At 56.3% G+C, this 26,267-nt stretch carries 20 protein-coding genes, 1 other RNA gene and 1 pseudogene; 19 read left to right on the forward strand and 3 right to left on the reverse strand.

What is annotated here, in order from left to right:
* Nucleotides 1-198: 198 nt before the first annotated feature.
* From PMI34_RS21595 to PMI34_RS27895, 15 genes are all read left to right on the forward strand, one after another.
* A complete protein-coding gene (locus PMI34_RS21595; protein ID WP_008047476.1) occupies nucleotides 199-1,893 on the forward strand; it encodes a lactate permease LctP family transporter in 1,695 nt (564 codons plus the stop codon).
* Between the two features lie 151 nt (nucleotides 1,894-2,044).
* On the forward strand, nucleotides 2,045-2,869 hold the full coding sequence (locus PMI34_RS21590; RefSeq protein ID WP_008047478.1) for a (Fe-S)-binding protein: 825 nt from the start codon (nucleotides 2,045-2,047) through the stop codon (nucleotides 2,867-2,869).
* Nucleotides 2,866-4,320 (forward strand): LutB/LldF family L-lactate oxidation iron-sulfur protein, encoded by a 1,455-nt coding sequence (locus PMI34_RS21585; RefSeq protein ID WP_008047480.1) that lies wholly within the window; start codon nucleotides 2,866-2,868, stop codon nucleotides 4,318-4,320. Before PMI34_RS21590 ends, PMI34_RS21585 begins: the two co-directional genes overlap by 4 nt.
* Nucleotides 4,320-4,991: a LutC/YkgG family protein gene (locus PMI34_RS21580; RefSeq protein ID WP_008047481.1), complete on the forward strand. Its 672-nt coding sequence runs from the start codon at nucleotides 4,320-4,322 to the stop codon at nucleotides 4,989-4,991. Before PMI34_RS21585 ends, PMI34_RS21580 begins: the two co-directional genes overlap by 1 nt.
* The gene (locus PMI34_RS21575) at nucleotides 4,988-7,798 is read left to right on the forward strand and encodes an FAD-binding and (Fe-S)-binding domain-containing protein (RefSeq protein ID WP_008047489.1); all 2,811 of its coding nucleotides are present in this window, start codon (nucleotides 4,988-4,990) and stop codon (nucleotides 7,796-7,798) included. The genes PMI34_RS21580 and PMI34_RS21575 overlap by 4 nt, the downstream gene beginning before the upstream one ends.
* 200 nt (nucleotides 7,799-7,998) lie before the next feature.
* Nucleotides 7,999-8,274 (forward strand): hypothetical protein, encoded by a 276-nt coding sequence (locus PMI34_RS21570; protein ID WP_008047492.1) that lies wholly within the window; start codon nucleotides 7,999-8,001, stop codon nucleotides 8,272-8,274.
* Between the two features lie 333 nt (nucleotides 8,275-8,607).
* The gene (locus tag PMI34_RS21565; protein WP_008047494.1) at nucleotides 8,608-8,886 is read left to right on the forward strand and encodes a hypothetical protein; all 279 of its coding nucleotides are present in this window, start codon (nucleotides 8,608-8,610) and stop codon (nucleotides 8,884-8,886) included.
* 94 nt (nucleotides 8,887-8,980) lie between these two features.
* Nucleotides 8,981-9,377, forward strand: a transfer-messenger RNA (tmRNA) gene (gene ssrA / locus PMI34_RS27885).
* Between the two features lie 187 nt (nucleotides 9,378-9,564).
* Nucleotides 9,565-10,821: an integrase domain-containing protein gene (locus tag PMI34_RS21560; protein WP_008047496.1), complete on the forward strand. Its 1,257-nt coding sequence runs from the start codon at nucleotides 9,565-9,567 to the stop codon at nucleotides 10,819-10,821.
* Nucleotides 10,822-11,851: 1,030 nt separating this feature from the next.
* The gene (locus PMI34_RS21555) at nucleotides 11,852-13,252 is read left to right on the forward strand and encodes a YfjI family protein (protein WP_008047498.1); all 1,401 of its coding nucleotides are present in this window, start codon (nucleotides 11,852-11,854) and stop codon (nucleotides 13,250-13,252) included.
* Nucleotides 13,236-13,604 carry a hypothetical protein gene (locus PMI34_RS21550; RefSeq protein WP_008047499.1) on the forward strand — a complete coding sequence of 123 codons (369 nt, stop codon included), beginning with the start codon at nucleotides 13,236-13,238 and terminating at the stop codon, nucleotides 13,602-13,604. Before PMI34_RS21555 ends, PMI34_RS21550 begins: the two co-directional genes overlap by 17 nt.
* The gene (locus tag PMI34_RS21545) at nucleotides 13,582-14,562 is read left to right on the forward strand and encodes an integrase domain-containing protein (RefSeq protein ID WP_032829441.1); all 981 of its coding nucleotides are present in this window, start codon (nucleotides 13,582-13,584) and stop codon (nucleotides 14,560-14,562) included. The genes PMI34_RS21550 and PMI34_RS21545 overlap by 23 nt, the downstream gene beginning before the upstream one ends.
* Complete coding sequence (locus PMI34_RS21540) at nucleotides 14,559-14,834, forward strand: hypothetical protein (protein WP_008047503.1); 276 nt, start codon at nucleotides 14,559-14,561, stop codon at nucleotides 14,832-14,834. The genes PMI34_RS21545 and PMI34_RS21540 overlap by 4 nt, the downstream gene beginning before the upstream one ends.
* Nucleotides 14,835-15,495: 661 nt before the next feature.
* The gene (locus PMI34_RS27660; protein WP_008047510.1) at nucleotides 15,496-17,364 is read left to right on the forward strand and encodes a DNA cytosine methyltransferase; all 1,869 of its coding nucleotides are present in this window, start codon (nucleotides 15,496-15,498) and stop codon (nucleotides 17,362-17,364) included.
* Nucleotides 17,365-17,583: 219 nt separating this feature from the next.
* The gene (locus PMI34_RS27895) at nucleotides 17,584-18,576 is read left to right on the forward strand and encodes an HNH endonuclease (RefSeq protein WP_008047512.1); all 993 of its coding nucleotides are present in this window, start codon (nucleotides 17,584-17,586) and stop codon (nucleotides 18,574-18,576) included.
* Between the two features lie 1,423 nt (nucleotides 18,577-19,999).
* Here the strand turns inward: PMI34_RS27895 and PMI34_RS21535 are convergent.
* Complete coding sequence (locus PMI34_RS21535; protein WP_008047515.1) at nucleotides 20,000-20,263, reverse strand: hypothetical protein; 264 nt, start codon at nucleotides 20,261-20,263, stop codon at nucleotides 20,000-20,002.
* A gap of 202 nt (nucleotides 20,264-20,465) precedes the next feature.
* Here PMI34_RS21535 and PMI34_RS21530 point away from each other — a divergent pair, with 202 nt between their 5' ends.
* From PMI34_RS21530 to PMI34_RS21520, 3 genes are all read left to right on the forward strand, one after another.
* The gene (locus PMI34_RS21530) at nucleotides 20,466-20,927 is read left to right on the forward strand and encodes an isochorismatase family cysteine hydrolase (RefSeq protein WP_008047517.1); all 462 of its coding nucleotides are present in this window, start codon (nucleotides 20,466-20,468) and stop codon (nucleotides 20,925-20,927) included.
* Nucleotides 20,928-21,245: 318 nt separating this feature from the next.
* Nucleotides 21,246-21,596, forward strand: a complete 351-nt coding sequence (locus PMI34_RS21525) for a DUF6124 family protein (protein ID WP_008047519.1) — start codon at nucleotides 21,246-21,248, stop codon at nucleotides 21,594-21,596.
* A gap of 115 nt (nucleotides 21,597-21,711) precedes the next feature.
* The gene (locus PMI34_RS21520) at nucleotides 21,712-23,118 is read left to right on the forward strand and encodes a DUF2252 domain-containing protein (RefSeq protein ID WP_008047521.1); all 1,407 of its coding nucleotides are present in this window, start codon (nucleotides 21,712-21,714) and stop codon (nucleotides 23,116-23,118) included.
* Between the two features lie 232 nt (nucleotides 23,119-23,350).
* Here the strand turns inward: PMI34_RS21520 and PMI34_RS21515 are convergent, their stop codons facing one another.
* Nucleotides 23,351-24,184: a phosphatase PAP2 family protein gene (locus PMI34_RS21515; protein WP_008047523.1), complete on the reverse strand. Its 834-nt coding sequence runs from the start codon at nucleotides 24,182-24,184 to the stop codon at nucleotides 23,351-23,353.
* Nucleotides 24,185-24,215: 31 nt separating this feature from the next.
* Nucleotides 24,216-24,887: a histidine phosphatase family protein gene (locus tag PMI34_RS21510; protein WP_008047526.1), complete on the reverse strand. Its 672-nt coding sequence runs from the start codon at nucleotides 24,885-24,887 to the stop codon at nucleotides 24,216-24,218.
* A gap of 395 nt (nucleotides 24,888-25,282) precedes the next feature.
* Between PMI34_RS21510 and PMI34_RS29655 the strand changes: the two are divergent.
* Nucleotides 25,283-26,161 (forward strand): annotated as a pseudogene (locus tag PMI34_RS29655) (methyl-accepting chemotaxis protein); the annotation flags it as partial.
* Nucleotides 26,162-26,267 lie beyond the last annotated feature (106 nt).

Raw genomic sequence — 26,267 nt, forward strand, 5'->3', positions numbered from 1 at the left:
CAGCACCTGCCACAACGCATTTGGTCATACCAGGCAGACAGCCTGCGCACTTCGCATAAGACAAAAGTTTTAGGGCGGCAAATTGACACACCGCCTACAAGGCTTTTACCCTAGCCAACAGCGATTGTAAATTGGTCTTACCAATTATCCAAGAACGCTGATCAGTGCCTGACCAACAACAATTAGGGGCCACCCCATATGCAAACCTGGCAACAGCTCTATACCCCGCTCGGCAGCCTCGGCCTGTCCGCACTCGCAGCCGTCATCCCCATCGTGTTTTTCTTCCTGGCTTTGGCCGTGTTCCGCCTCAAAGGGCACGTGGCCGGCAGCATTACCCTGGCTTTGTCGATCCTGGTGGCGATCTTCGCTTTCCAGATGCCGGTCGATATGGCGCTCGCCGCCGCCGGGTATGGCTTCGCTTATGGCCTGTGGCCGATTGCCTGGATCATCGTGGCAGCGGTGTTCCTCTACAAGCTGACGGTCAAGAGCGGTCAGTTTGAAGTCATCCGCAGTTCGGTCCTGTCGATCACCGATGACCAACGCCTGCAGGTGCTGCTGATCGGCTTCTGCTTCGGTGCATTCCTGGAAGGTGCCGCCGGTTTCGGCGCGCCTGTGGCGATTACCGCCGCACTCCTTGTAGGACTGGGCTTCAACCCACTGTACGCCGCTGGCTTGTGCCTGATCGCCAACACCGCGCCGGTGGCCTTCGGCGCCCTGGGCATTCCGATCATCGTGGCCGGGCAAGTCACCGGCATCGACGCGTTCAAGATCGGCGCCATGACCGGCCGCCAACTGCCGCTGCTGTCGCTGTTCGTACCGTTCTGGCTGGTATTCATGATGGACGGCCTGCGCGGCGTGCGGGAAACCTGGCCAGCAGCCCTGGTGGCCGGCTTGAGCTTTGCCGTGACCCAGTACTTCACCTCGAACTTCATCGGCCCGGAACTGCCGGACATCACCTCGGCCCTCGCCAGTCTGATTTCCCTGACCCTGTTCCTGAAAGTCTGGCAACCAAAACGCGCCGCCGGCCAACACATCGTCGGCGCTGTCTCGGCCTCCGTGGTGAGCGCCAGCGTCGGTGGCTTCGGCCAGAAGCGCACCACCGTGGCTTCGCCTTACAGCCTCGGGGAAATCTTCAAGGCCTGGTCGCCGTTCCTGATCCTGACCGTACTGGTCACCATCTGGACGCTGAAGCCGTTCAAGGCGATGTTCGCCGCCGGCGGTTCGATGTATAGCTTCGTGTTCAACTTTGCGATCCCGCATCTTGATCAAATGGTGATCAAGGTCGCGCCGATCGTGGCTGCGCCAACGGCTATACCAGCAGTGTTCAAACTGGACCCGATTTCCGCCACCGGCACGGCGATTTTCTTCTCGGCCCTGATCTCGATGCTGGTGCTGAAAATCAACCTCAAAATTGGTCTGACCACTTTGAAGGAGACCTTCTACGAGCTGCGCTGGCCGATCCTGTCCATCGGCATGGTGCTGGCGTTCGCCTTCGTCACCAACTACTCGGGCATGTCCTCGACCATGGCCTTGGTGTTGGCAGGCACCGGTGCAGCCTTCCCGTTCTTCTCACCGTTCCTCGGCTGGCTGGGCGTGTTCCTCACCGGTTCCGATACCTCGTCCAACGCCCTGTTCAGTTCGCTGCAAGCGACCACCGCGCATCAGATCGGTGTCAACGACACCTTGCTGGTGGCGGCGAACACCAGCGGCGGCGTGACCGGCAAGATGATCTCGCCACAATCGATCGCCGTGGCCTGCGCCGCGACCGGTCTGGTGGGTAAAGAATCGGATCTGTTCCGCTTCACCCTCAAGCACAGCCTATTCTTTGCAACGATTGTCGGCTTGATCACGTTGGCCCAGGCCTACTGGTTCACCGGCATGCTGGTGCACTAAGGGCTACAGGCAACACGATAAAAACCGACGCCGGGCCACGCCCCCGGCGTCCGCTATTCACACCCCCGGTCTGTAAGGCTGCTGAAAGCTTCCATCACTATATTCAGCAGCCTCACCAGACGAATAACCGGGACCACCCGGAGACCGCCTGATGAGCGAGCTTTTTTACAACGCCGTGCCGAATGCGACCCGTGTCGCCCCGCCACTGCCCGAGCCTCGGCAATACCCCAGCGAAAAACCGTCACGGGTCTACCTGTTCGGGACCTGCGTGGTCGATTTGTTCTACCCGGAAGCCGGGATGGATGCGATCCACCTGCTGGAGCGCGAAGGCATTCGTGTCGAATACCCGCAAGGGCAAAGCTGCTGCGGCCAACCGGCCTACACCTCGGGTTACACCGAACAGGCACGGACCGTGGCGCGCTCACAACTGGCGCTGTTTGCCGGCGACTATCCGGTGGTGGTGCCGTCGGGTTCTTGCGCGGGCATGCTGCGCGAACATTACGCCGACTTGTTCAAGGACGAGCCGGACACGCTGAAACAGGTTCAGGCCCTGGCGGCCAGAACCTTTGAGCTGGCCGAGTTCCTGTTGTTTGTCTGCAAGGTGCAACTCAAGGACAGCGGCGAGCCGGTAAAAGTGGCGCTGCACACCTCGTGTTCGGCACGCCGTGAAATGAACACCCACCTGCACGGCCGCGAGTTGTTGGCGCAGTTGAGCAATGTAGAGCGGGTCAATCACGATCACGAAAGTGAGTGCTGTGGCTTTGGTGGGACATTCAGCGTCCGTATGCCAGACATTTCCGGCGCGATGGTGGCTGACAAGACCCGGGCGCTGAAGGAGTCCGGAGCGCACAAGGTATTGAGTGCCGACTGCGGCTGTTTGATGAACATCAACGGCTCGCTGGAAAAACAGCAGGAGGCGTTACGCGGTCAACATCTGGCCAGTTTCCTCTGGCAGCGAACCGGAGGTGCGAAATGAGCACCTCGACGATTATTCCTACGGTTGCCGTAGAAGAAGATTTCCGCACCCGCGCCCACAACGCGCTGGGTGACGCGCAATTGCGAGGCAACTTTCGCAAGGCGATGGATTCACTGATGAGCAAACGGGCAGCGGCGTTCAGCGATGCCCACGAAAGAGAACACTTGCGCGCCCTGGGCAATGCAATTCGTGCCCGCGCGCTCTCCAGGTTGCCCGACCTGCTCGAGCAACTGGAACAGAACCTGACCCGCAACGGTGTGACAGTGCACTGGGCGGAAACGGTGGACGAGGCCAATGGCATCGTCCTCTCGATCATCCGCGCTCACGAGGGGCGGCAAGTGATCAAGGGCAAATCGATGGTCAGCGAAGAGATGGAGATGAACCATTTCCTCGCTGAACAGGGCATTGAATGCCTGGAATCGGACATGGGCGAGTACATCGTCCAGCTCGACCACGAGAAGCCTTCACACATAATCATGCCGGCAATCCACAAGAACGCCGGTCAGGTCGCGTCCTTGTTCCACGACAAACTTGGCGTGGAATACACCAAGGACGTAGACCAACTCATTCAGATCGGCCGCAGAGTCCTGCGGCAGAAATTCTTCGAAGCAGACATCGGCGTCTCCGGCGTCAACTTCGCCGTGGCCGAAACCGGCACCCTGCTGCTGGTGGAAAACGAAGGCAACGGCCGCATGACCACCACGGTGCCACCGGTGCACATCGCCGTCACCGGCATCGAAAAAGTCGTGGAAAACCTGCGCGACGTAGTGCCACTGCTGTCGCTGCTGACCCGCTCGGCACTGGGCATTCCGATCACCACCTACGTCAACATGATCTCCGGCCCACGCAAGGAGCATGAACTCGACGGCCCGCAGGAAGTGCACCTGGTACTGCTCGACAACGGCCGCAGCCAGGCCTTTGCCGACAGCGAACTGCGCCAGACCCTGAACTGCATACGCTGCGGCGCCTGTATGAATCATTGCCCGGTCTACACCCGAATTGGCGGCCATGCCTATGGGGAGGTTTACCCAGGCCCTATCGGAAAAATCGTCACCCCGCACATGGTCGGCCTGGCGAAAGTCCCGGATCACCCGAGCGCCTCATCGCTGTGCGGTGCCTGCGGTGAGGTCTGTCCGGTGAAAATCCCGATCCCTGCTTTGCTGCGACGCCTGCGGGAAGAAAACGTCAAGGCCCCGGACAGCCCTAATCAAGTGATGCGTGGCCAGGGCAGCAAGTATTCGCGCAAGGAGCGGTTCATCTGGAATGCCTGGGCGAAGCTCAACAGCTCGCCGACGCTGTATCGCCTGTTCGGTTTCTTCGCCACCCGTTTGCGCGCCCTCACGCCGAGCAACATCGGCCCGTGGACGCAAAACCACAGCGCACCAAAACCCGCCGCCCGCTCGCTGCATGACATGGCCCGCGAACATTTGGCCAAACAGGGAGACCGCTGATGAGCGCCAAGCAAAATATCCTCGCCAAACTGCGCAAAAGCCTGACAGGCACCACGCCGGTGGCCGACAACTTCGATGTCGATCTGGTGACCCAGCCTTACACCTACGCGCCTGAGCAACGCATTGCGCAACTGCGCAAGTTGATGGAAGCGGTGCACACGGAAATTCATCTGACGTCCGGCCAAGAGTGGCCGACGCTACTCGCGCAATTGCTGCGAGACCGCCAGTTGCCGAGTCTGCTGATCGCACCGACAACGCCCCACGGTCAACGGATCACGCAGCACTGGGCGAATAATCCCGGCCTGCCAATGCTCAAGGCCTACGACCGTCCGGTTGAAGAATGGAAAGCCGAGCTGTTCAACGACACCCCGGCGAGCCTGACCACTACCCTCGGCGCCATCGCTGCCACGGGCAGCCTGATTCTCTGGCCGACACGTGAAGAGCCGCGCCTGATGAGCCTGGCGCCACCGGTGCATTTCGCCCTGCTCAAGGCCAGTGAAATCCGCGACAACTTCTATCAGGTGCAGCAGGAGTTCGAATGGGCCCAAGGCATGCCGACCAACGCGTTGCTGGTATCCGGCCCGTCGAAGACCGCCGACATCGAGCAAGTGCTGGCCTACGGCGCCCACGGTCCGAAGGACCTGGTGGTACTGATCCTGGAGGACCAATGAGTCTACCGGCCGCTTTCCTGCGTGATGCACAGCTACTGATTCCCCCAGAGCGACGTTTCGATGACCCGCTGTCGACCCTGGCTTTCGGCACCGACGCCAGCTTCTATCGTTTGATTCCACAACTGGTGATCCGCGTCGAATCCGAAGATGAAGTGGTGGCGCTGCTGCAACTGGCACAACGGGATCAGGTGCCGGTGACTTTCCGCGCCGCCGGTACCAGTCTGTCCGGGCAAGCCATCAGCAACTCGGTGCTGATCGTGCTGGGGGATAACTGGAACGGCCGCGAGATCCGCGACCAAGGCACGCAAATCCGCCTGCAACCGGGGGTGATCGGCGCCCAGGCCAATGCCTGGTTGGCACCGTTCGGCCGCAAGATCGGTCCGGACCCGGCCTCGATCAACGCCTGCAAGATCGGCGGCATCGTCGCCAACAATGCCAGCGGCATGTGCTGCGGCACGGCGCAAAACACCTATCACACCCTGGCCGGCATTCGTCTGGTGCTGGCCGACGGCGGTCGCCTCGATACTGAAGATGCCGCCAGTGTCGCGGCATTTCGCCAAAGCCACGCCGCCCTGCTGGAGCGCTTGGCGATCCTGGGCCGCGAGACCCGGGCAAACGCCGAACTGGCTGCGAAAATTCGCCACAAATACCGTCTGAAAAATACCACCGGCCTGTCGCTCAATGCCCTGGTGGATTTCGACGAGCCTGTGGATATCTTGAGCCACTTGCTGGTGGGCTCCGAAGGCACGCTCGGGTTCATCAGTGCCGTGACCTACGACACGGTGATCGACCATCCGAACAAGGCCTCGGCGTTGATCGTTTTCCCGGACGTGGAAACCTGTTGCAACGCAGTGACTGTGCTGAAAAGCCAACCGGTATCAGCCGTGGAACTGCTGGACCGACGCAGCCTACGCTCGGTGCAGGACAAACCCGGCATGCCCGCTTTCGTACAGCATCTGTCGAACAATGCCTGCGCCTTGCTGATCGAATCCCGCGCCGCGTCGTCCACCTTGCTGCACGAGCAACTGGCACAGATCATGGCGTCGCTGAAGGCGTTCCCGGTGGAAAAGCAGGTCGACTTCACCGAAGACCCGCAGGAAAACGCCCGTCTCTGGGCCATCCGCAAAGACACCTTCCCGGCCGTCGGCGCGGTGCGCAAGACCGGCACCACGGTCATCATCGAAGACGTCACCTTCCCGGTCGAGCAACTGGCCATCGGCGTCAACCGCCTGATCGAACTGTTCGACAAACATCACTACGACGAAGCGATCCTTTTCGGACACGCCCTGGAAGGCAATCTGCACTTCGTCTTCACCCAAGGCTTCAACAGCCCGGAAGAAGTCGCACGCTATCAGGCGTTCATGGACGACGTGGCGCAACTGGTGGCGGTGGAGTTCGGCGGTTCGCTGAAAGCCGAACACGGCACCGGGCGCAACATGGCACCGTTCGTTGAACTGGAATGGGGCGGCGATGCCTACCAGTTGATGTGGCAACTCAAACGACTGCTCGACCCCAACGGCATTCTCAACCCGGACGTGGTGCTCAGCGAAGATCCACAGATCCACCTCAAGCACCTCAAGCCCTTGCCCGCCGCTGACGAGATTGTGGACAAGTGCATCGAATGCGGCTTCTGCGAGCCGGTTTGCCCGTCGAAAGGACTGACCCTGAGCCCGCGCCAGCGCATCGTGATCTGGCGCGACATTCAGGCGAAGAAACGCGCGGGCATCGATACGTCCGAACTCGAAGCCGCTTACGACTATCAAGGCATCGATACCTGCGCCGCCACCGGCCTGTGCGCACAACGCTGCCCTGTAGGCATCAATACCGGCGAGCTGGTGAAAAAGCTGCGTAGCCGGAAGGCGACGCATACGAAAACCGCCAACTGGCTTGAAGGAAACTTCGCCACGGCTTTGCAAGGTGCACGCTTCACCCTGCACGTGGCCAATGGCGCGCGGATGTTGCTGGGGGCGCCGAGATTGGCGAAGTTGTCGGCGACGTTGACGCGCCTGTCCAAGGGTCAGGTCCCGCAATGGACCAACGCGATGCCGCAACCGGAAAAAGCCATTCGCTTCAGCCCGACGGTGACGGACGCACGCCCGCGCGTGATCTATCTGGCGGCCTGTGTATCCCGTGCCATGGGCCCGGCAGCGGGCGACACGGAGCAAATGTCGTTGCACGACAAGACCCGAGGCCTGCTGGAAAAGGCCGGCTACCAGGTAGTGTTCCCGGACAACCTGGACAACCTTTGCTGCGGCCAACCATTCGCCTCCAAAGGCTATGCAGAACAGGCCGAGCACAAACGACAGGAACTGATCGGCGCCCTGCTCCACGCCAGCCGTGGCGGGCTCGACCCGATCTACTGCGACACCAGCCCCTGCACCTTGCGCCTGGTTCAAGACCTCGGCGAGGTCCGTCTGGACCTGTACGACCCGGTACGCTTCATCCGCACGCACTTGATGGATCGTCTGGCTTTCACGCCTCAGGAGGCGCCGATCGCCGTGCACGTAACCTGCAGCACCCAGCACCTTGGGGAAAGCCAGGCGTTGATCGACCTGGCGCGCAAGTGCAGCAAAAACGTGATCATTCCCGAAGGCATTCACTGCTGCGGCTTCGCCGGTGACAAGGGTTTCACCACCCCGGAGCTGAACGCCCACTCGCTGCGCACGCTCAAGGACGCGGTGCAACAGTGCAGCGAAGGGATTTCCACCAGCCGCACCTGTGAGATCGGTCTGACGCAACATGGCGGCATTGACTACCACGGACTAGTCTATCTGGTGGACCGCGTTACCCAGGCTAGGGAGCCCTGAAATCTGGACATCAAGGCAGGCACATTAATACGCCTCTCTTGATGCTTCTCGCCGGAATCAACAGTTCTACAGCAGAAAAAAGAACCCTGATGTGCCGCCGCAGTCCACTGATCAAGTCCCGCCAATGCGGGACCTTCCCAAAACTCGGTAGACCGATTTGATGGCCAGCAATGCTGGTCCTTCAGTTCAAGGAGAAACACATGAATCGTTCTGTGCTGTTAGGTTTGTTTGTTGCTGCTTCCATCATGGCTTCCACTTCGTTTGCGGCCGAAAAAGACCTATGCGCGGTCAACCTGCAAACCATCGAAAACGGCAAGGCACAGATTCCTCCGGAAATGACTGAGCAGGTAAAAGCCTCCGTCGAGCAAGCCAAAGCCGACCAGGCAAAAGGCACCAAGGAAGGCATTGATGATTGCGTCGCCGAGACCAACGACATCATCAAGGCCGTCACCGACTCGAAAAAAGGCGGGAAGTAACCCGGTTCACGGCCAACCTTCGGGTTGGCCTTCCGGGCCGCGCAGACGTACATCAACAACGGAGTACTGGCAGCCGGGAGCTCACAAAGCCCGGCTGCGCCCGCTACGAAGCAAAACAAAACCCGCCAGTTGCGGGTTTTGTTGCATCTGGGGTCTGGAAATGTGTAACCCCCATCGCTGGAAAAGCTCGGCAGATTTTCTGAAAAAACCGAATTCTTGCGTTGAATCGTAGTCTTTGAGGTAGGCCCCGTCAGATCGTGGCTGATTTTTCGGGCTCGGCTTGACCGTCCGCTCATACGGCAACACCGAGACCATCAGCTCAAGGAGATTCCCATGAAACGAACCACACTCGCTGGCCTGTTCATTTCAGCTGCAATGCTGGCCTCTCCTGTATTTGCTGCGGACAACAACCTTTGTACGAGCAAGTTGCAAGAGCTCAAAGGCAAGGTGAGTGCGCTGCCGGCGACCTCCACAAACACCTCAATGGAGATCAAAAGGCTGATGTCCAGCGCCGAAGCCTCACAAGCCTCCGGAGACGACAAAAAATGCGTCACCGAGGCCACCCAGGCATTGGCACTCGCAGACAGACAGAGCACCCAACCAACCCCATGATCTGTGGTGGCCAACCTTCGGGTTGGCCTTCCGGGGCGTGATGACGTACACTGTACAGGCCTGCTGCTCATTTGATTCACAGAGCATCAGGCTCGGGGCCGTTTAGGATTCGACGCCGGTTGCGAAACTTTAGGTGCATGCCGAGTTGGTAACAGAACTCGTAAATCCACTGTTGCAACTACTTATAGTTGCCAATGACGATAACTACGGCCAGGAATTCGCTCTCGCTGCGTAAGCAGCCTTAGCCCTGAGCTTCTGGTACCTTCGGGTCCAGCAATCACCAGGGGATGTCTGTAAACCCAAAGTGATTGTCATATAGAACAGAATCGCCGTGCAGTACGTTGTGGACGAAGCGGCTAAAACTTACACAACTCGCCCAAAGCACCCTGCCCGTCGGGTCGCTGAGGGTTAACTTAATAGACACGGCTACGCATGTAGTACCGACAGCGGAGTACTGGCGGACGGGGGTTCAAATCCCCCCGGCTCCACCACTTCATCATCTAAAGACGTCCACGGACGTCTTTTTTTGTGCCTGAAATCCAGCAAAATCAAGGGCTTAAGCGCTACTGGGCGCTGGAGAGGTTTTTTGAGTTCCAGCCGTTTGGGTATTCCAAATGGTATTCCAAGCCATCCGGTGCTATTTTTTGGAATACCAAAACGGTGTCAGAGGTAGCTCTCATGCCCGCTCCAGCCCTTCGCCTTTCCGACCGCCAGCTCAAGGCAGTCAAGGCAAAAGACAAGGATTACGTCCTCAGCGATGGTGACGGCCTTCAGCTCCGAGTCAGGAGCAATGGCTCGATGCTGTGGAACTTCAACTACCGCGAGCCGGTAACCAAAAATCGTATCAATATGGGGCTGGGCACATACCCAGAGCTCTCGCTAGCGAACGCCAGGAAGAAAGTGGTGGAAGCACGCGAGCTGCTTGCACAAGGCATTGATCCCAAGGTGCAACGCAATGCACAGGACGAAGCCAAACGAGCGGAGACGGAACATACGTTCGAGAACGTGGCCACCGCCTGGTTCGAGCTGAAGAAGGACTCCGTCACGCCGGCGTACGCCGAAGACATTTGGCGATCGCTCACGCTGCATGTATTTCCAGACCTGAAAACAACGCCGCTCTCGAAAATTACCGCACCGATTGTCATCGAACTGCTTCGCCCAATCGAGGCCAAAGGCAGCCTCGAGACAGTGAAGCGATTGAGCCAACGGCTCAACGAGATCATGACCTACGGGGTGAACTCCGGGTTGATTTTCGCTAATCCCCTCAGTGGCATTCGGGCGGTATTCAAGAAACCCAAGAAACAGAACATGGCCGCGCTACGACCCGATGAGCTTTCCGAGCTCATGATCGAAATCGCGAACGCCAGCATCAAGCGGATCACCCGCTGCCTGATCGAATGGCAACTGCACACTATGACCCGTCCTGCCGAAGCGGCTACTGCCCGATGGGTAGACATCGACTTTGACAAACGCATCTGGACCATCCCGCCGGAGCGCATGAAAAAGCGTCGCCCGCATACCATCCCGCTGACCGAACAGGCACTCGCGTTACTGGAGGCGCTCAAGCCCCACAGCGGCCACAGGGAATACGTGTTCCCGGCAGATAGAAATCCGCGCACCCATGCCAACAGCCAGACCGCCAACATGGCGTTGAAGCGCATGGGCTTCCAGGACCGCTTGGTCAGCCACGGCATGCGCTCCATGGCCAGCACCATCCTGAACGAGCATGGGTGGGATCCGGAGCTGATCGAAGTCGCGCTGGCGCATGTCGACAAGGACGAAGTCCGAAGCGCTTACAACCGAGCGGACTACATCGAACGCCGGAGACCGATGATGGCGTGGTGGAGTGAACATATCCAAAAAGCAGCAACGGGCAGTCTGTCGGCAGCTGCCATTAATGACATCAGGAACTGCAATGTCGTGCCGATACGGTGAGCGCTCACCGGACGCCGCCGGTAACCGAAAATAACTCCCCAGATGGAGTGATGGTTGATTTGGCGACAGCGGCGACACCGGCGACAACCCGCGTAATACCTGGTCTGCCGCATGGCGACAGAAGTGGCGACTGTCGCCGCTGCAAGCCTCTCTCTTGAGGCTTTCTCGACCAAGCCCACGCGAGCGGGAAGGCTCCGCATTCCCACTCGCTTGGGCTCACATTAAAAACCGACGAACGATCACCCGGCCATGGGAAACCACCGGCCTCCAAGGTCTTCCAGCACTACCGATTGGCGCAAGAGTCGCCCCCAAAATACTGTTGACCGCGAGCAGAACGAGCGCTAAATCAGAGCCGTACAAGCGCTGTCCTCGACAGCCCCCAGGTAGCCAGAACCTTTGAGGCTACGCCACACCGTGGTGGTTCACCCCCAAGTACGATTAGCGTCCGGCGGCTCGCACGGTCACAGCGATGTGATGGATGCCCACTCTTCCAGAATGCCCACTGCGGCAACTCAGGCCTTCTCCTGGCTGCTCTGCAGCAACTTATCCGCTTGGCCATTTCTTGCGCCAACCTGTTGCCCGTCTCTTTGCCCCCTAAAGAGACGGGCGCATCTCATACTGCTGCAGCCCTGCTCGCATGGGGCTTTGCGGCTTTCCCCCTCGTGACAATCGGCGTGACAAACACCGAATGCTCACCCGCCACAGCGATGCCGATAATGGTGCCGCAGCCGATGGACAGGCTGCACCTGACTGACAGTCAGGCATGCCCCGGTCATCGCTTCGCTGTCTTCACTCGACTCAGGATCCCGCGGCATTGGTCTCGTCAGCCAGCGCAGCCTCCACCCGCCCACTTTCTCGGAAGTGTTCAGGAGGCCAGATCATGAGATGCCCAAGCTCCCGGCCGTAAGGAGCCGTCAGTCCCGCGTGAGTGGACAAACCTCACAGGTCGCAGGGGCCTTGATCCCTGATAACACTCAACAACCGTGGCGGGATGAGTGAGGGCGAAGTCGATAATCTCAGGAGAATAGCGATGCAACTGTGCGAAGCGTTCGAGCCACCACAACCATTGCTGGAATACCAGCAGGCGCCGCTGCCCTACCCAGTCGAAGCACTCGGAGAACTGTTGGGCCTTGCGGTCGAACGACTGGCCGAGGTGATTGGCGTACCCTGCGCCATGGCGGCCCAATCGGTGCTGGCAAGCGCTGCCCTGGTGAGCCAAGGTCATGCCAATGTCCAACTCGACGGCCGAACCTATCCGCTTTCCCTCTACCTACTGACGGTGGCGTCCTCAGGTGATCGCAAAAGCGCGGTGGACCATCTAGCCCTGAAAGCGGCGCGCGACTGGGAACGACAGCAGTGGACCCTGTATACGGAAAAGCTCAAAGCCTATCGCGCCGCCAGCAACATCATGGCCAAACCCAACACCTCAAAGAAACACACGGAGGCGGAAGGCGGTGAGCTATCCGAACCGGTACCGCCGAGATTGATCATTGCCGAGCCCACCATTGAGGCCCTGGTCAAAAGCCTGTGCCAGGGTTTGCCCAGCATGGGTTTATTCAATGATGAAGGTGGCCAGTTCTTGGGCAGCAGCACCATGAGCAAAGAGAATCTGCTCAAGGCGATCACCACCTTATCAACATTGTGGGATGGCAGCCCGATCGACCGGGCCCGCTCCATGGCCGGAGAAAGCCTGCGTGCCTATGACCGCCGCCTCAGCCTGCATCTGATGCTGCAGCCCTACCTGGCCAATCAGCTGTTCAAAGACCCGGTGATCAATGGCCAAGGCATCCTTGGCCGTTGCCTGATCAGTTGGCCCGAGCGCCTGGCCGGCCAGCGACTCTACAAGGCAATCGACCTGACCAGAGATGCCAAAGTCCAGCGCTACCAACAGCGGATCACCGCCCTGCTGCAACAGCCCTGGTCGCTTCACAAGGATGGTTCACTCAATCCCACCACACTGGAGCTGACTTCCCGTGCCCGTCGTGCCTGGATTGATATTCACGACACCATCGAATGTCAGTCTGGCGAGTTCGGCGAGCTGGCCGGCGTCCAACCTGTCGCGGGCAAGGCGGCGGCGAATGTACTGCGTATTGCGGGCGTGCTGGCCATGGTTGAAGAGGCCAGTGCATTGGATGAAGGACACATCCAGCGCGCCTCCACGTTGATGGATTACTACCTGGCCGAGATTCAGCGCCTGACCGAACAGGAGCCGGTCAATAGCCGACGCGAGGAAGCGGATCGACTGCTGCGCTGGCTGGTGCAGAAAGGCTGGACCCACTTCACCATCCGCGACGTCAATCGCAACGGTCCTCGTTTTGCCCGCAAGAGTACTGACCATACCGCCTCTTTATTGGTCGTACTTATCACGCATCGCTGGCTGAATAGCCGCGACGGAAAAACTTTCGAGGTCCGTCATGTTTCGCCTCAATGACGCGGTGCGCCGCTACCGGGCGCAACATCAAGCGCAGCCAGAATCGCGGTGTGTCGCCACCTCTGTCGCCACCCTGTCGCCACGCGCCAGGCCAGGAACGACGCGGGTTGTCGCCACTGTCCCCGCTGTCGCCGCTGTCGCCACACCACCTCTTGAGCCTGCCAACCTCGCCCTACTGATTGAGCAATTGCGTGAGGAAGGGGCACTGCTGCAGCACCACGAGAACGCTCTCCTGATCCGCCCGACACACTGGCAGCAGGTGGACAGGCTCAGCCCTCACTGGAAAGCCCTGCTGCTCTTTCTGCAAACAAACGAAAATGGTGATGACGATGGCCTTGGTCGGTCGGCGTGATGGTCGCAACTTTGGCTACGGTCGTCAGCTGAGCTACGCCGGCCCACAAGCGCTCAACGATCTGTTTGCTGGCGGCCACTTCGCCACGGTCAAAGCGCATAGTGATCGCTGGCAAGCGTTCGTGCGTTGGTGTCGGTCAGAGGACGGCCCCGGTTACAACGATGCGCGCCAAATCGATCGACGGACGCTGCAAGACTACGCCGCTTACCTGCGCCAGCAGATCCAGCAAGGTGAACTCTGCATCGCTACCGCACAGAATCGCCTGAGCAGCGTCAACCGCACCCTCGCCGCGCTGCGCGGTGATCAGGACGTGAGGATCGCCAGCCCGAGTCAGGCGTTAGGACAGAAGCGCTCGAGCGTACGCACCCGTGCGCCGGATGACCAAGACCACCAACCGGTGCAGCGAGTGCTTGAGGTACTTGGCGAACAGCACCACGAGCGGGTGGCCGCGATTGTCCGTCTGGCCCGAGCAACCGGCATGCGCCTGCGCGAAGCGATCCTGGCTGACCTGCCACGCTTGCACCGCGAAGCTGAACACTTAGGCCGCATCAACATCCAGGACGGCACCAAAGGCGGTCGCTCAGGGGCATCCGCGCCGCGATGGATTGTGGTCAATGAAGAGGTAAAGGCGGCGTTGCAGTTGGCTCGTCGTGCGTCGCCGCCCCGCAGCCGCAACTTGCTGGCCCGCGACGAAAGCTACGCCGCGTTCCTGCAACAGATCGTACTCCCCGCCCGCGAAGTGCTGCATGAACAAGGGCTGAAGGGTTTTCATGAACTGCGAGCAGCCTACGCCTGCGAACGTTACGAGCAGCTCACGGGCCATGCGGCCCCGATCAATGGTGGCCACTGCTATCGCATTGACCGCGACCTTGATCAAGAGGCGCGGCAACAAATCAGCCTTGAACTCGGGCATAACCGGATCGATGTAGTTTCGGCCTACATTGGAGGGAGAGCGTGACCAAGCCCTTCGATATGACGCTGTTCCTGAGCGGCGTACTGACCGGTTCGAAGGCCACTCAGCGACGCCACCTATGCCAAGCCCGAATCATGCAAGCGGCCATTCAACAACGATGGCAGCGAGACAATCCCTGGACCTGGCAACTCAAGCATGTGCGCTGGTTTCTCACTCAGCACCTGAAAGACCATTCAGACGCCACCCGCTATTACTATCGGCTCACCGCCCTATTCGTCTGGAAGCGATTAGCGAACAACCGAAAATTTAAGATCTGACGCTCGACTAGTCGTAGATAGGCAGCCCACCAGATTCACTTGTTCGCATTGATCTATCTCAGCCGAGGGAATCTTGGCGGTGCTAGAAGATAGCGAGTCGATCAAGGCCAAGCATAACTAGCATGTCTCATCACCGATAGATTACTAGTTGACCGAAATCCTGCGGCTGACTGAATAGGAACCGGCCCGCACCAAGCTGAAAGAAGCCAGTCGACTACTGCACCGGCGACCGGAAAAGTGCCGGCCCAATTTCACCGCCTGCGATCTAACCCCACTACGGTCAAGGCGAGTAGTAGTCGCTGGCAAGCTACCTCCCAAAACAATCAGTATTTAGAACCGCAATAAATTTTCATAAAAACCACCCCCAACTAAAAAAACTCAAACCCGCAAGCACAATAAAAAAATGACACTAAAATCCATCAAACATTAACACCAAACAAACCTCAGTCGAAGCCACTTTAATTACAACAAAACACATGACCTATATTCACACAAAAATTAACATTCGTCTCAAATCCAACTCATCTAAAATGATCAAAACACACCATCCATCCAACACAATTAAAGAATTCTCGCCCAAACCAAAAAATTGTTATAAAATGAAAGCAAGTAATCGCGCAATTTTTTTGGTTGCGCCTGTAGGAAATTAAGAGGCAAATTAATGGGCAGCATCAAAACATTAAGTTTATTTTCCGGCGCAGGAGGGCTTGATGTAGGCTTCCACATGGCGGGATTTGATATTGTTGCTTGTGTCGAGCTAGAAACAAAGTACTGCAACTCGCTCGAAGCCAATAAAAAGAAAGGCAATTTTCTTAGCCCCTCTACAAATATTCACAATATAGACATTAGAAATTTCGACCCTCACCTTTACAAAGATGCAGGAATTGAATGCATTATCGGTGGCCCTCCTTGTCAAACCTTTTCAGCAGCAGGAAGACGCTCTGGTGGAGTGATTGGAATTCAAGATTTAAGAGGGCAGCTCTACGAAGAGTACTGCAACATTTTGGATGTTATAAAACCAAAGGTTTTTGTATTTGAAAATGTCTATGGGCTTCCGGGTGCGAGTAACGGTGAGCCTTGGCGTCAAATAATTAAAGCGTTCTCTGAACATGGATATGAGCTACACGCTGAAGTTATCGATGCTGCAGATTACGGGGTTCCTCAGCACAGAGAAAGACTTGTGATGGTCGGAGTTAAAAATGGGAGCTATCAGTTCCCTATGCCAACCCACGGTCCTGATTCTTTGAACGGTCCCTCTCTCGTATCCGTTGAAGAAGCCATTTTTGATCTCCAAATTCCAGGAGAGTTAAAGACCAAGGGTTTGGGTGGCCTGTATGGACACTTGCTTCCAGAGGTTCCTGAAGGGTTGAACTATGCATTTTTCACAGCTGAAATGGGACACCCTGAGCCTGTTTTTGCATGGCGTTCGAAATTCCATGACCTGCTATATAAAGCAAATAGAAAAGAGCCATCGCGAACCCTTAAGGCAAGCCCAGGAAAATTCACAGGTCCGTTCCACTGGAACAATAGACACTTTACAATTGATGAGTTAAAGCGACTCCAGTCTTTCCCAGACAAATATGAGATTATTGGTTCATATGGGCAATGTGTTGAGCAAATTGGTAACTCGGTACCGCCAAGACTTGCATTTTGCATAGCTTCCAGCGTCAAAGAGCAAATTTTCTCTCACTCGAAAGAAAAATTTAAATTTGAATTGCGCCCAGCCCCCTTTAAATCGACCTTTAGACAACGACAGCGAGAAAGAAGTCAAAAATTCAAAGATATAGCTGCGCAAGCCATTAAAGAAAAATATGGCAGCCTCACAAAATATATCGACCCTGAGGCTATTTCGCCTAAGACTGAAAAGTTTTACATTTCAAGACCTAACAAATTTACAAGAGCAGTCTCAGACAAAAAAGGGAAAGCCGGAGTTAAATTTAGTCAAATTGTGTTAACGGAAACTGCAGCCCATATCCGCATCGACATGGACGAGCAACCTGTAACTTTAAGTAATCCAATACACTTAGAGCTAAAAGTTAGTGGCCTAAAGAAATACCTACCTAGATTCGACACGCTTACCTTGTCAGCGAACATTAACAGCATTGAGGAAATTTTCTATTGCTGGAAGGAAATAGAGGCCACACTAGTTGAAAGATCAAAATTCTTCACACTAATTGATATATACGGCCATTACGCCAACAGAGGCGACGTGGTAAATATTGAAACGACCTTAACAAACCCATCACAAACCAAGCTTATTAAGGCGATAGAGTTTTTTAGTCAAACTAAAAATTGCGGCGACTTCATACATGAAGAGCGTATGCTCGAAGTCTTGGCCATTTCTTCCTCTGAACTTGAAGGAATCGTAGAAACCATGAGAGCGCTACGCTATGATATTCGGACTTGGCTCAGCCATCCTATAATAGGCAAGGGCAAAATAATTTGTACTTACCCATTCCCACTGCTGTCACCAAAAGCTCTTGTGGAAAGCAAAGTAAAATTCACAAACACAGTGGAATACAGCATTTAGCTTTTAATGGACGCGCCACTCAATAATTTAGCATAGATTAATTTTTGATATTTAGCCCCCTCTTTACAAATAAGAGGAGGGCTATTTTCGAGCAGGTTAATCACCTCCCTTTCATTTAAACAAATATGGCTCAGAACAAACACTCACCAAACCCAAAAACATTATTATCAACCACCACAAACTAAAAATATAGAACCCAGAAACTAAGGAAGAATCTGAATGACTCCAAGAGCAAGGAAATTTATTTCGGTAGCTCAAGAAATCCCCAAAATAATTGCGGACTCTGTAGTGGAAAATGATGGATGGCCAGGAGTCATCGCCATTCCATTGGAAGGTACGCCTCAACTCATCGCTCTACATGTATCAAATGTTTCTCCACACGCTCGTAAGCCTCACGAGATGCGCTTTCAAAACCCTGCAAAAAACAATCGCCCCCCTGTTTCCAATATAGATGGTACTGCACTTCCTATTCTCTTAGGCGTCGACAATACAGCAGAATCGACGGTATTTATTGCTGTAAATGGAAACAGTCGACTTGGAAGCACAAAGCGATTTTCAATTCTATTCAACAAGTCAATTATTTCCAGAGCCCGTAGCGATGGACTTTCCGTATATCAATCTAGCAAGGGCGAGCGCATTTATGCTTTCACTCCTGGCATATTCAATATAATCATCACACACATACTCAACAAAGAAACTCTTAGCAACGACGAATTATTAAAAATAATAATTTCTTCTGGCGCTTTGGAAAAAGATATAACCAAGGAAAAAGAGGTCGAAGCGGTAGCAAGAGCCTCTAGACTAGTTCGCACCCTTGCGCGAAAATCTGGTGCAGGACTTAAAATACGTACAGCTTATGAACACAAATGTGCAATGTGCGGCATAGGCTCAAACCTCTTACAAGGCGCTCATATTTATCCCGTTGAGGCTCCCGGATCCACAGATGAAATATGGAATGGCCTAAGCCTTTGTCACAACCATCACGGAGCATTCGACTTACATTTAATATGGGTAAATCCCTTGGACAAGAGCATCCATTTACACCCATCGCTACATGAAGAAGCACGAACAAACTCAGGGACTCGCCATTTCATTGAGTCAACCCATATCAAGCTAACTCTGCCCGTAGCCAATGCCAGCACACCAAGAGACGCGATGTTTGAACAGCGCTATACTTATTTCATTGATTGTTACGACTGGGCAACCTTATAGGTTATTAACACATGCAATACAAGGCGCTCTAAATGAGTGCCTCACCAACAAAACGATATCGTTACACTTGACAACGCCAATCACTCACATCAAATAAAAATACAAACCACCCGATCTGAAAAACCACATTAAATACGAACAAATACTTACCCTCCATAATTCAATATAATCGCCAACTACGCTTCTCAACCACAAACATCCTACTAACCAGCACCGACTGCGTCGGCCCTGTAGCAAACAGAACTTTAACTAGATACAAACACACTTTATTTTCTTCAGGACCCTCAATTCTTACGACACAAGCGCAACCCGCTTACCGGCTTCTCAAATATCGAAAACATCTTCTTAAAATCTGGAACGAGTTAAGAAAAGCCAACCAAAGTTCAACCCTGACGACGTTTCCAACGCTATGGTTCTACTCTCAGAAATTGGGAACATTGCTGGCCAAGCCCTGAGAGATGCAACCTTTGAGAGTGGGACTTCGGAGCGTGCTTTTCAAAGCAAGGCGACCGAAATGCTCCGAAGCCGCAGCGATATTGGAGGAAGTCTTCAAGCTCATGGCGAAGCCGCTGGCGGTATAACCGACCTGAGCTTTCACAGCATTCCTCTAGAATTGAAGGTTGAGTACAAAACAGCTTTACTGCCAGTAACATTTCTCCAGATATTTTGAACAAGCGGCCGCATATGCAATTGGGTGTGCTAAGCGGATCGCTATACTTTCCGTACTTGAAACCTCAAAAAAGTGGCCCCCACCGGAGTTATCGAAGATGATATAAAAGTCTTCGCCCACCAATCAGACCAATCAATTATTTTGATTATAGTTATTAGATGCGGCCTCCTTAAACCAAGTTCATACTCACGTTAAAATAAATAACATCCTGCTGCAAAAAAACTGACTCCCCCGCCAGGCGATCAAGACCCGGACTAATAAAAATGGGCAACGGCCACCTTGCCTCGAGTATCTCTGAGATCAGTCTTGGCAAATCACCCATCCGAAAGCCCCAAAGTAGCCTAGCGCCACTACAGGTATCTAACCGCAGCAGGCATACCCCCTTGCCTTATTGAGTTCCCCTCTCCTCCCTGCTTCTGCGCCACCTATGCATTAGGTCGTACAGAGCAACTGGATAGTGAAAAAACAGAGGCGGAAAATTTACACCGCTGGATTTTTCATCGTGACGTTTGCACATTTGACTCTTAGAGAAAATCTGAGCAGAGCGATTCTCAGCTAAACCGTATTCCAATCGGTATTCCAGCAATAAAACAAAACCACCATTATTTCTGTTAATCATATACATACAGCACCAGTTCAAATTACCCCGGCCCACCAATTGAGACACCAACGAAGCCCGCCTTGTGCGGGCTTTGTTGTTTCTGGCTGTATCGCAAGCCCTGCAACCGTCTGAAGCTGGACCCGCGCCAACGATCAGTACTTGATATCCCGGGCCGTGCGACGGGTATCCTGCTTGGTACTGCGCTTGTCCTGGCGACATTCCACGTTGCTCTTGTCATTGCCCTTTCTGCATTCATCCTTGGTTTGCCGGGCAGTGGATCGCCCTTCCTGCCTGGTATCGCGAGCTTCACGCCGTTGTTCACCCTGCTCGGTCGCGTAGACGGGTAGCGTCACCCACTGCACACCAGCGGCGATGAGCAGCGTCGCCAGGGCCTTCAAGTAGTGCTTGCGAATCATGACTTTTCTCCAATTCAACATCGCTCGGTCGCTTCGTTCGCTCCCCCAGGCATTCAGCGAAAACGTGAGTTACATCGTACGCCCACAACTCACAAAAGCACTTTGTGGCAGGTAAAATCTGACGATAGGGTCGCATGGTCAGTCGCGCAATGCCGATATGTGCACAGCCGCCCCTAAAACTGCCATCACCTCGGAGTAGCCCATGCGCCAAGCCCTCCTGATCATCGACGTACAACCAGGCTTCGCCCCGCCGCAATGGCTGATCAACGGTATCCAGGCGCTCATCGGCACCCTGCCCAGTGTCGCCACGGTCGAGCGCCATGACGAATCCATAACTCCCTTCGAAAAACAGCTCGGCTGGCACCCCGCGCCGGACGATGACAGCCTGATCCCGGCCGACCGCATCTTTATCAAGCACGGCTACTCGCCCACACCGGAAACCATCGACTACCTGAGAAGCCTCAACGTCGAACGCGTGCTGGTGTGTGGCCTGCAGACCGAGACCTGCTGCCTGGCGGCGGGGTTTGCGCTGTTTGATGCGGGGTTGCAACCGACGTTGATTACGGATTTGACGGTGGGGTCATCGCTGGACCGGACAGGCGGGTTGGGGGTCAGGCTTTGGGAGCATCATTTCAAGCACACGGTGAGATCGAGCGACCTGTGACTTCACCTTGTCCTAGGACATTTCCCGCAAAACGCATCGCCTTTCATGAACTGGCGGGGCCTGCTTCTCGACGATAGCCTTCTTGGGTCGCTGAAAATCAGCGATCGGCTTTGACAGGCTGAAAACAGGAACCTTCCACTCGCCCAAACAAAACGGCATGCTTTCGCGCGTGCAATTTTCATGGTGGCTGTGCGCGGGGCATCTTCGGATGCACCGGTTTCCTGAGTTTCCGGTCTGTCAACCTGCGTACAGCCGCCACCCAACCTTGTTTGACAGCAGGGGAGCGGCGGCTCCTTTGAACAAACCAGGAACCCCAACATGAAAAAGCAAAGCCCTAATCCGCCAGACTCAACAACCGAAACACCCGACTTATCCAACCTCTCCAAAACCACCGAACCCGCCATCAGCGCCCGCCTGCGCAACCCCAATCACCTCGACCCCGTCAGCCACGTCTTCACCATCCGCCCCGAAATAGACACGCCGTCCCTGCTCACCCACGCCAGCGAAACCCTCGCCTCGCTCAACGTCATGAGTACCGACCTTGCCTGCGAGCTTGAAAGTTCGCGTCGCAACATCGCCCTGGCGATCCAGCAACTGGCCGTGCTGGCGCAATTGCTGGTGAACAGTGCCCTGGACAACATCGCGCCACTCGACGAAGCAGAGGCTTGAGATGGATCGATACATGTCGATGCCAGACAGGTCAGTCGCCGGGCAAACACGAACCCACAAAGCCCTTCTACACTCCATTCGCAAACGCCCTACAACACCCGTCGAATAGGCCCCCATGACCACCCTCACCGACCGTTTGAAGCAAGGCAAGGATGCGCGCAAGAAGTGCTCGCGCAGTTCGCAAGCGGCCTTGGGCAATGTCGATCGCGACCCGATACCGCTGATCAAGGCGTCGAGTGAGGGACGCATCAAATCGCTGGTGGAGCTGCGCTACGGGCGCATGCTGGTGTCACCGTTCACCTTCTATCGCGGCAATGCGCTGCTGCAGGCCCACGACCTGGCGGGTACCTCGAACATGGGGCTGGTTTCGCCGATTTGTGGCGATAGCCACTTGATGAACTTCGGCGGTTTCGCAACGCCTGAACGCAACCTGCTGTTCAGCGTCAACGACTTCGACGAAGCCCATCCCGGGCCGTGGGAGTGGGACTTGAAGCGCCTGGTGGCGAGTTTTCTGGTGGCCGCCCGCGACTTGCGCCATGGCGAGTCGGTTGAAGAAAGCATCTGCCATGAGGTGGTGAGTGCCTATCAGAAAACCATGCTCGAATGCGCCGAACAAAGTTCGCTGGAAACCTGGTACGAATCCATCAGTTATAACGACCTGCTGGCGCAGGCCAACAAAAGCACCCTGGAACACGTGGAACGCGCCATCGAAAAAGCCGAGCGTCGCACCCATGCCGAACTGCTGCCAAAAATCAGTGATCGCGACGCCCATGGGCGTCTGATCATTCGCGATGACCTGCCGGAAATTTTCCACCTGCACAAGAACACCACGCTGCTGGACGCCGATGATGACTGGTTGCGCCTCTCGGACTGGCGCCCGCTCTACGACACCTTCATGCGCGACTATCGCGGCACCCTGCAAGCGGACCGCCGTGAACTGCTGTCGCGTTTTCACGTGCAGGACATGGCGTTCAAGGTGGTGGGCGTCGGCAGTGTCGGCACCCGTTGCCTGGTGGCGCTGCTGACCGACGATCAGCAGTTCCCGCTGTTCCTGCAATTCAAGGAAGCGCGGCGCTCGGTGCTCGCCGGCTATGTGAAGTCCAGGTCGCGGGTGCGGCATGAAGGGCAGCGGGTGGTCGAGGGTCAACGCTTGATGCAATCGGCCAGCGACCTGTTCCTCGGCTGGACCACCGGCCCCAGCGGGCGGCATTTCCATGTGCGGCAATTGCGCGATATGAAAATCTCCGCCGAACTCGAGACCTTCGATGGCGAAGCCTTCGCGGCCTATGGCCGGCTTTGCGGCCGGGCCTTGGCTCGCGCCCACGCCAAGTCTTCGGGGCAGGCGGCGGTGATCAGCGGCTACATCGGCAAGAGCGAGGCATTGGCCGATGCGCTCTATAAGTATGCCCGGGGTTATACCGAGCAGAACGAGCGTGATTTCGAGCGCTTCCAGCAAGCCTGCCGCAAGGGCCGTTTACGTGCACGGTCGGAAGCCGACTTTGCCGCCGATCATTTGCCGTAGCGGTGTCGCAGGCTCTGGTGCGGGGTTTTGATCGAGATGAATTTTTCTTCACCCCACCCTCTCGCGCCAGCCTGTACATTGCACTCGCTCATTCAAGAAACTACGATTTGCCCGCCCTCCCGCGGGCTTTTTTTTGCCGGCGAATTCGTAATCCGAGACTCACTGAAGGTTTCCTCGGGCAACAAAAAACCCGCCCCCTTTCGAGATGCGGGTTTTGCGGTTCAACAACAACTCAATTCACAGATTGAGTCTGAGCCACCGGCACCGGCTGTTGCGCTTTGGAGAGCACCGGTAGTTCCAGCCTCGCTCGCCCGTAGAACGCCAGCGCCGTCAACAAACACGCCAGCCACACGAAAATCCCGGCCCAGAAGGTGTGGGACATGTAGTGCCACCCTTGTAGTACCCGTGTGGTGCCATAGATGAAACCGAGGGTCAGCGAGCCGTACATGATCGCTTTGGAATAGCGCCAGCGATAACGGCGAGCCACGAAGTACAACGCCAGCATGGTGAAACCGCCCGACGCGTGTCCGCCCGGCCAGCAGCGACCGTCACCGGCGGTCTTGAGCAGGTCGAAATTTTCATACCACTCAATGTGCTCCATTTTGCCGCCGTACAGGGTGGTCTCGACCGGGCAATACACGCTGGTGTGGCCCTTGAGGTAGTGAATGACCCCGGTGCTGATGGAGAACGCGAACACCACGTAGAGAAAGTCGCGTCGATGGCGGGTGGCAAAGCGCAGTACCGGTGCGACTTTGATTTTTTCCAGGAAAGCGATGATTTTCGAGTGTTTTTCAGCCTTCAGGCGCGGCCAGAGAAACGACAGCAAGGCACCGATAATCGCAATTTCGCCGGTCCAGTTCGGAATGATCCGCGCCCATTTGTGGGTGATTTTTTCGAACAGATGGACCTGGTCCAACGGGTACGTCTGCGTCACCGGATCAAAAAAGTAATTGTTGAAGGCGATGTCGATGCTGGTCATGTCGAACATCAGGAACACCGCGACCGCGCAGGCCAGCGGAATACCAAAGTTCACCCAATAAAAGCGGTCGCGGGAGGCGGTCTGCATGCTCAATCCTGATTCAAAGGGGGGGTGAAGTTCAACGGGGTGTCACCGTGGGCCAATCCGATGCTTCGATAAAACCAAGCATGTGCGGACTGTTCGGCGTTTCGGCGGAGATAAACAGAGACGCTCCGTAACCCAGGGTCGACGTCGTCAAATCGAGGTCCTTTTCCAGTTGCGCCATGCATTCGCTGTGGGTCACCAGAATCAGGTTACGTCCGGCCACCTTGTGCGCCAACGCGTCGCGCAGCATGGTGCCCTTGCAACTGATCAACCAGTCTTCGCCCGTGCCAGCCTTGCTGAACATGAAGCCGGCGGTCTGCGCCGTACGCAGGATCGGGCTGTGGTAGATATCGGTCTTGTCCAGGCCCAGGTTGCGGAAATGCGCCCCGACATTTGTGGCAACACTGCGCGAACGCTCGGTAATGCCATCGTTGCCGATCAGGCAGGCGGCCGAAGAGTGATCGCAGCGTTCGACATGGCGCACCAGCACGATCAGGTCGCCCTTGGCCCACCCCTTCATCAACGCCTGTGCACCGCGCACATTGCCATGGGCCAGGTCCGGAACGGTGGCCGGTCGCAGTAAAAACACCGTCAACGGGATCACCAGCAGCGCCGAGGCCAACACCACCGCAGCGTTGCGATAGCGGGCGAAGCGCTTCAGATCGATCGAGCGTTTTATCCCGAAAAGACTCAGTCTTAATTCCACATCACGCCGCCTCGCCAGCAAACACTGCCTCATTAGATCCCGGCAGGTTAAAGAAAGGTGCGTCGGTGACTGGTGAAACCTATGTGAAAAAAAGCTTAAAAGCGCTGTAAAAATCTTGTTACAGAAACCCTGCGGAAAAATCCTTTCAGCTCCCGGGATTGCTGCCGATACATCCTGCTTACACAGCTTGGCGGCTTCCAAAAAAAACAATCTTCCAGCCAACCGACGATAAAGAAGTACCAAGTTCCTGGAGGAATGTGATGAATAGCTGGTTCGGCAACATCAGCGTGAACCTGAAACTGGGCCTGGGGTTTGGCCTGGTCCTGGCACTGACCTGCGTCCTGGCCCTGACCGGCTGGACCAGCCTGGGCGGGTTGATCGACCGCAGCAATTGGATGAGCGACATCACCCAGCTCAACGCCGGCCTGACCAAACTGCGCGTGGTTCGCCTGCAATACATGCTGACCAACGGCGACGAAACCGCCGCGCAGAGCGTACAGACCACCCTCGACGCTTTCTCGGCCCAGCAGCAAGCCCTGCTGGCAAAGTTCAAGAGCCCGGAAAACCTCAAGCTGCTGCGAGAGCAAGGCGCCGTCATCGACGCCTACAGGACGTCCCTGGGCAAGATGCGCAGCGCCTATCGCGCCGGCAACAGCGCCCGCGACGCCATGAGTGCCAACGCCGAAACCGCCAACACGCTGATCAATGACATCAACACCCGCGTGCAGCAAATGCCGTTGAGCGACCAGCGCTTCGAACAGTTCCAGGCCATCACCGCGGCCAAGGAAGCGTTCCTGCTGGCCCGCTACGAAGTGCGCGGCTACACCGCCAGTACCAATGCCGAGACCGAGCAAAAAGCTGTCGGCCAACTGGACGCCGCCATCTCCAGCCTGAAACCGCTCAACGCGCATTTCGCCGACTCCCGGCAAGACGCCCTGCGTCAGCTGGAAACCGCGCTGGGCAACTACCGCAGCGCATTGCAGGCCTACAAGACCGCCAGCAATGACGCAGTGCAAGCGCGCAAGGAAATGACCGACCAGGGCGCCGCCATCGTGTCCCAGAGCGATCAGCTGTACCAGATCCAGCTCGACCGTCGCGACGCCGAAAGCGCCCGGGCGCGCACTCTGCAACTGATCAGCACCCTGCTGGCACTGCTGGTGGGCATCATTGCCGCCGTGGTCATCACGCGCCAGATCACCCGGCCATTGCGCGAAACCCTGGCGGTGGTCGATCGCATCGCCAGCGGTGACCTGTCCCACAACGTGCTGGTTACCCGCCGCGACGAACTCGGCGTGTTGCAGCAAGGCATCGCACGTATGGGTGTGACCCTGCGCGACTTGATCAGCGGCATCCGCGACGGCGTCACCCAGATCGCCAGCG

The sequence above is a fragment of the Pseudomonas sp. GM74 genome (assembly GCF_000282455.1).
Classification (GTDB): domain Bacteria; phylum Pseudomonadota; class Gammaproteobacteria; order Pseudomonadales; family Pseudomonadaceae; genus Aquipseudomonas.

Excerpts from the sequence above, each read along its gene's own strand:
- PMI34_RS21530 (WP_008047517.1), top strand. The coding sequence starts at position 20,466 with ATGCGCCAAGCCCTCCTGATCATCGACGTACAACCAGGCTTCGCCCCG.
- PMI34_RS27660 (WP_008047510.1), top strand. The coding sequence starts at position 15,496 with ATGGGCAGCATCAAAACATTAAGTTTATTTTCCGGCGCAGGAGGGCTT.
- PMI34_RS21590 (WP_008047478.1), top strand. The coding sequence starts at position 2,045 with ATGAGCGAGCTTTTTTACAACGCCGTGCCGAATGCGACCCGTGTCGCC.
- PMI34_RS21580 (WP_008047481.1), top strand. The coding sequence starts at position 4,320 with ATGAGCGCCAAGCAAAATATCCTCGCCAAACTGCGCAAAAGCCTGACA.
- PMI34_RS21570 (WP_008047492.1), top strand. The coding sequence starts at position 7,999 with ATGAATCGTTCTGTGCTGTTAGGTTTGTTTGTTGCTGCTTCCATCATG.
- PMI34_RS21515 (WP_008047523.1), bottom strand. The coding sequence starts at position 24,184 with ATGCAGACCGCCTCCCGCGACCGCTTTTATTGGGTGAACTTTGGTATT.
- PMI34_RS21555 (WP_008047498.1), top strand. The coding sequence starts at position 11,852 with ATGCAACTGTGCGAAGCGTTCGAGCCACCACAACCATTGCTGGAATAC.
- PMI34_RS21575 (WP_008047489.1), top strand. The coding sequence starts at position 4,988 with ATGAGTCTACCGGCCGCTTTCCTGCGTGATGCACAGCTACTGATTCCC.
- PMI34_RS21560 (WP_008047496.1), top strand. The coding sequence starts at position 9,565 with ATGCCCGCTCCAGCCCTTCGCCTTTCCGACCGCCAGCTCAAGGCAGTC.
- PMI34_RS21520 (WP_008047521.1), top strand. The coding sequence starts at position 21,712 with ATGACCACCCTCACCGACCGTTTGAAGCAAGGCAAGGATGCGCGCAAG.
- PMI34_RS21535 (WP_008047515.1), bottom strand. The coding sequence starts at position 20,263 with ATGATTCGCAAGCACTACTTGAAGGCCCTGGCGACGCTGCTCATCGCC.
- PMI34_RS21545 (WP_032829441.1), top strand. The coding sequence starts at position 13,582 with ATGGCCTTGGTCGGTCGGCGTGATGGTCGCAACTTTGGCTACGGTCGT.
- PMI34_RS21565 (WP_008047494.1), top strand. The coding sequence starts at position 8,608 with ATGAAACGAACCACACTCGCTGGCCTGTTCATTTCAGCTGCAATGCTG.
- PMI34_RS21595 (WP_008047476.1), top strand. The coding sequence starts at position 199 with ATGCAAACCTGGCAACAGCTCTATACCCCGCTCGGCAGCCTCGGCCTG.
- PMI34_RS21525 (WP_008047519.1), top strand. The coding sequence starts at position 21,246 with ATGAAAAAGCAAAGCCCTAATCCGCCAGACTCAACAACCGAAACACCC.
- PMI34_RS21550 (WP_008047499.1), top strand. The coding sequence starts at position 13,236 with ATGTTTCGCCTCAATGACGCGGTGCGCCGCTACCGGGCGCAACATCAA.
- PMI34_RS21585 (WP_008047480.1), top strand. The coding sequence starts at position 2,866 with ATGAGCACCTCGACGATTATTCCTACGGTTGCCGTAGAAGAAGATTTC.
- PMI34_RS27895 (WP_008047512.1), top strand. The coding sequence starts at position 17,584 with ATGACTCCAAGAGCAAGGAAATTTATTTCGGTAGCTCAAGAAATCCCC.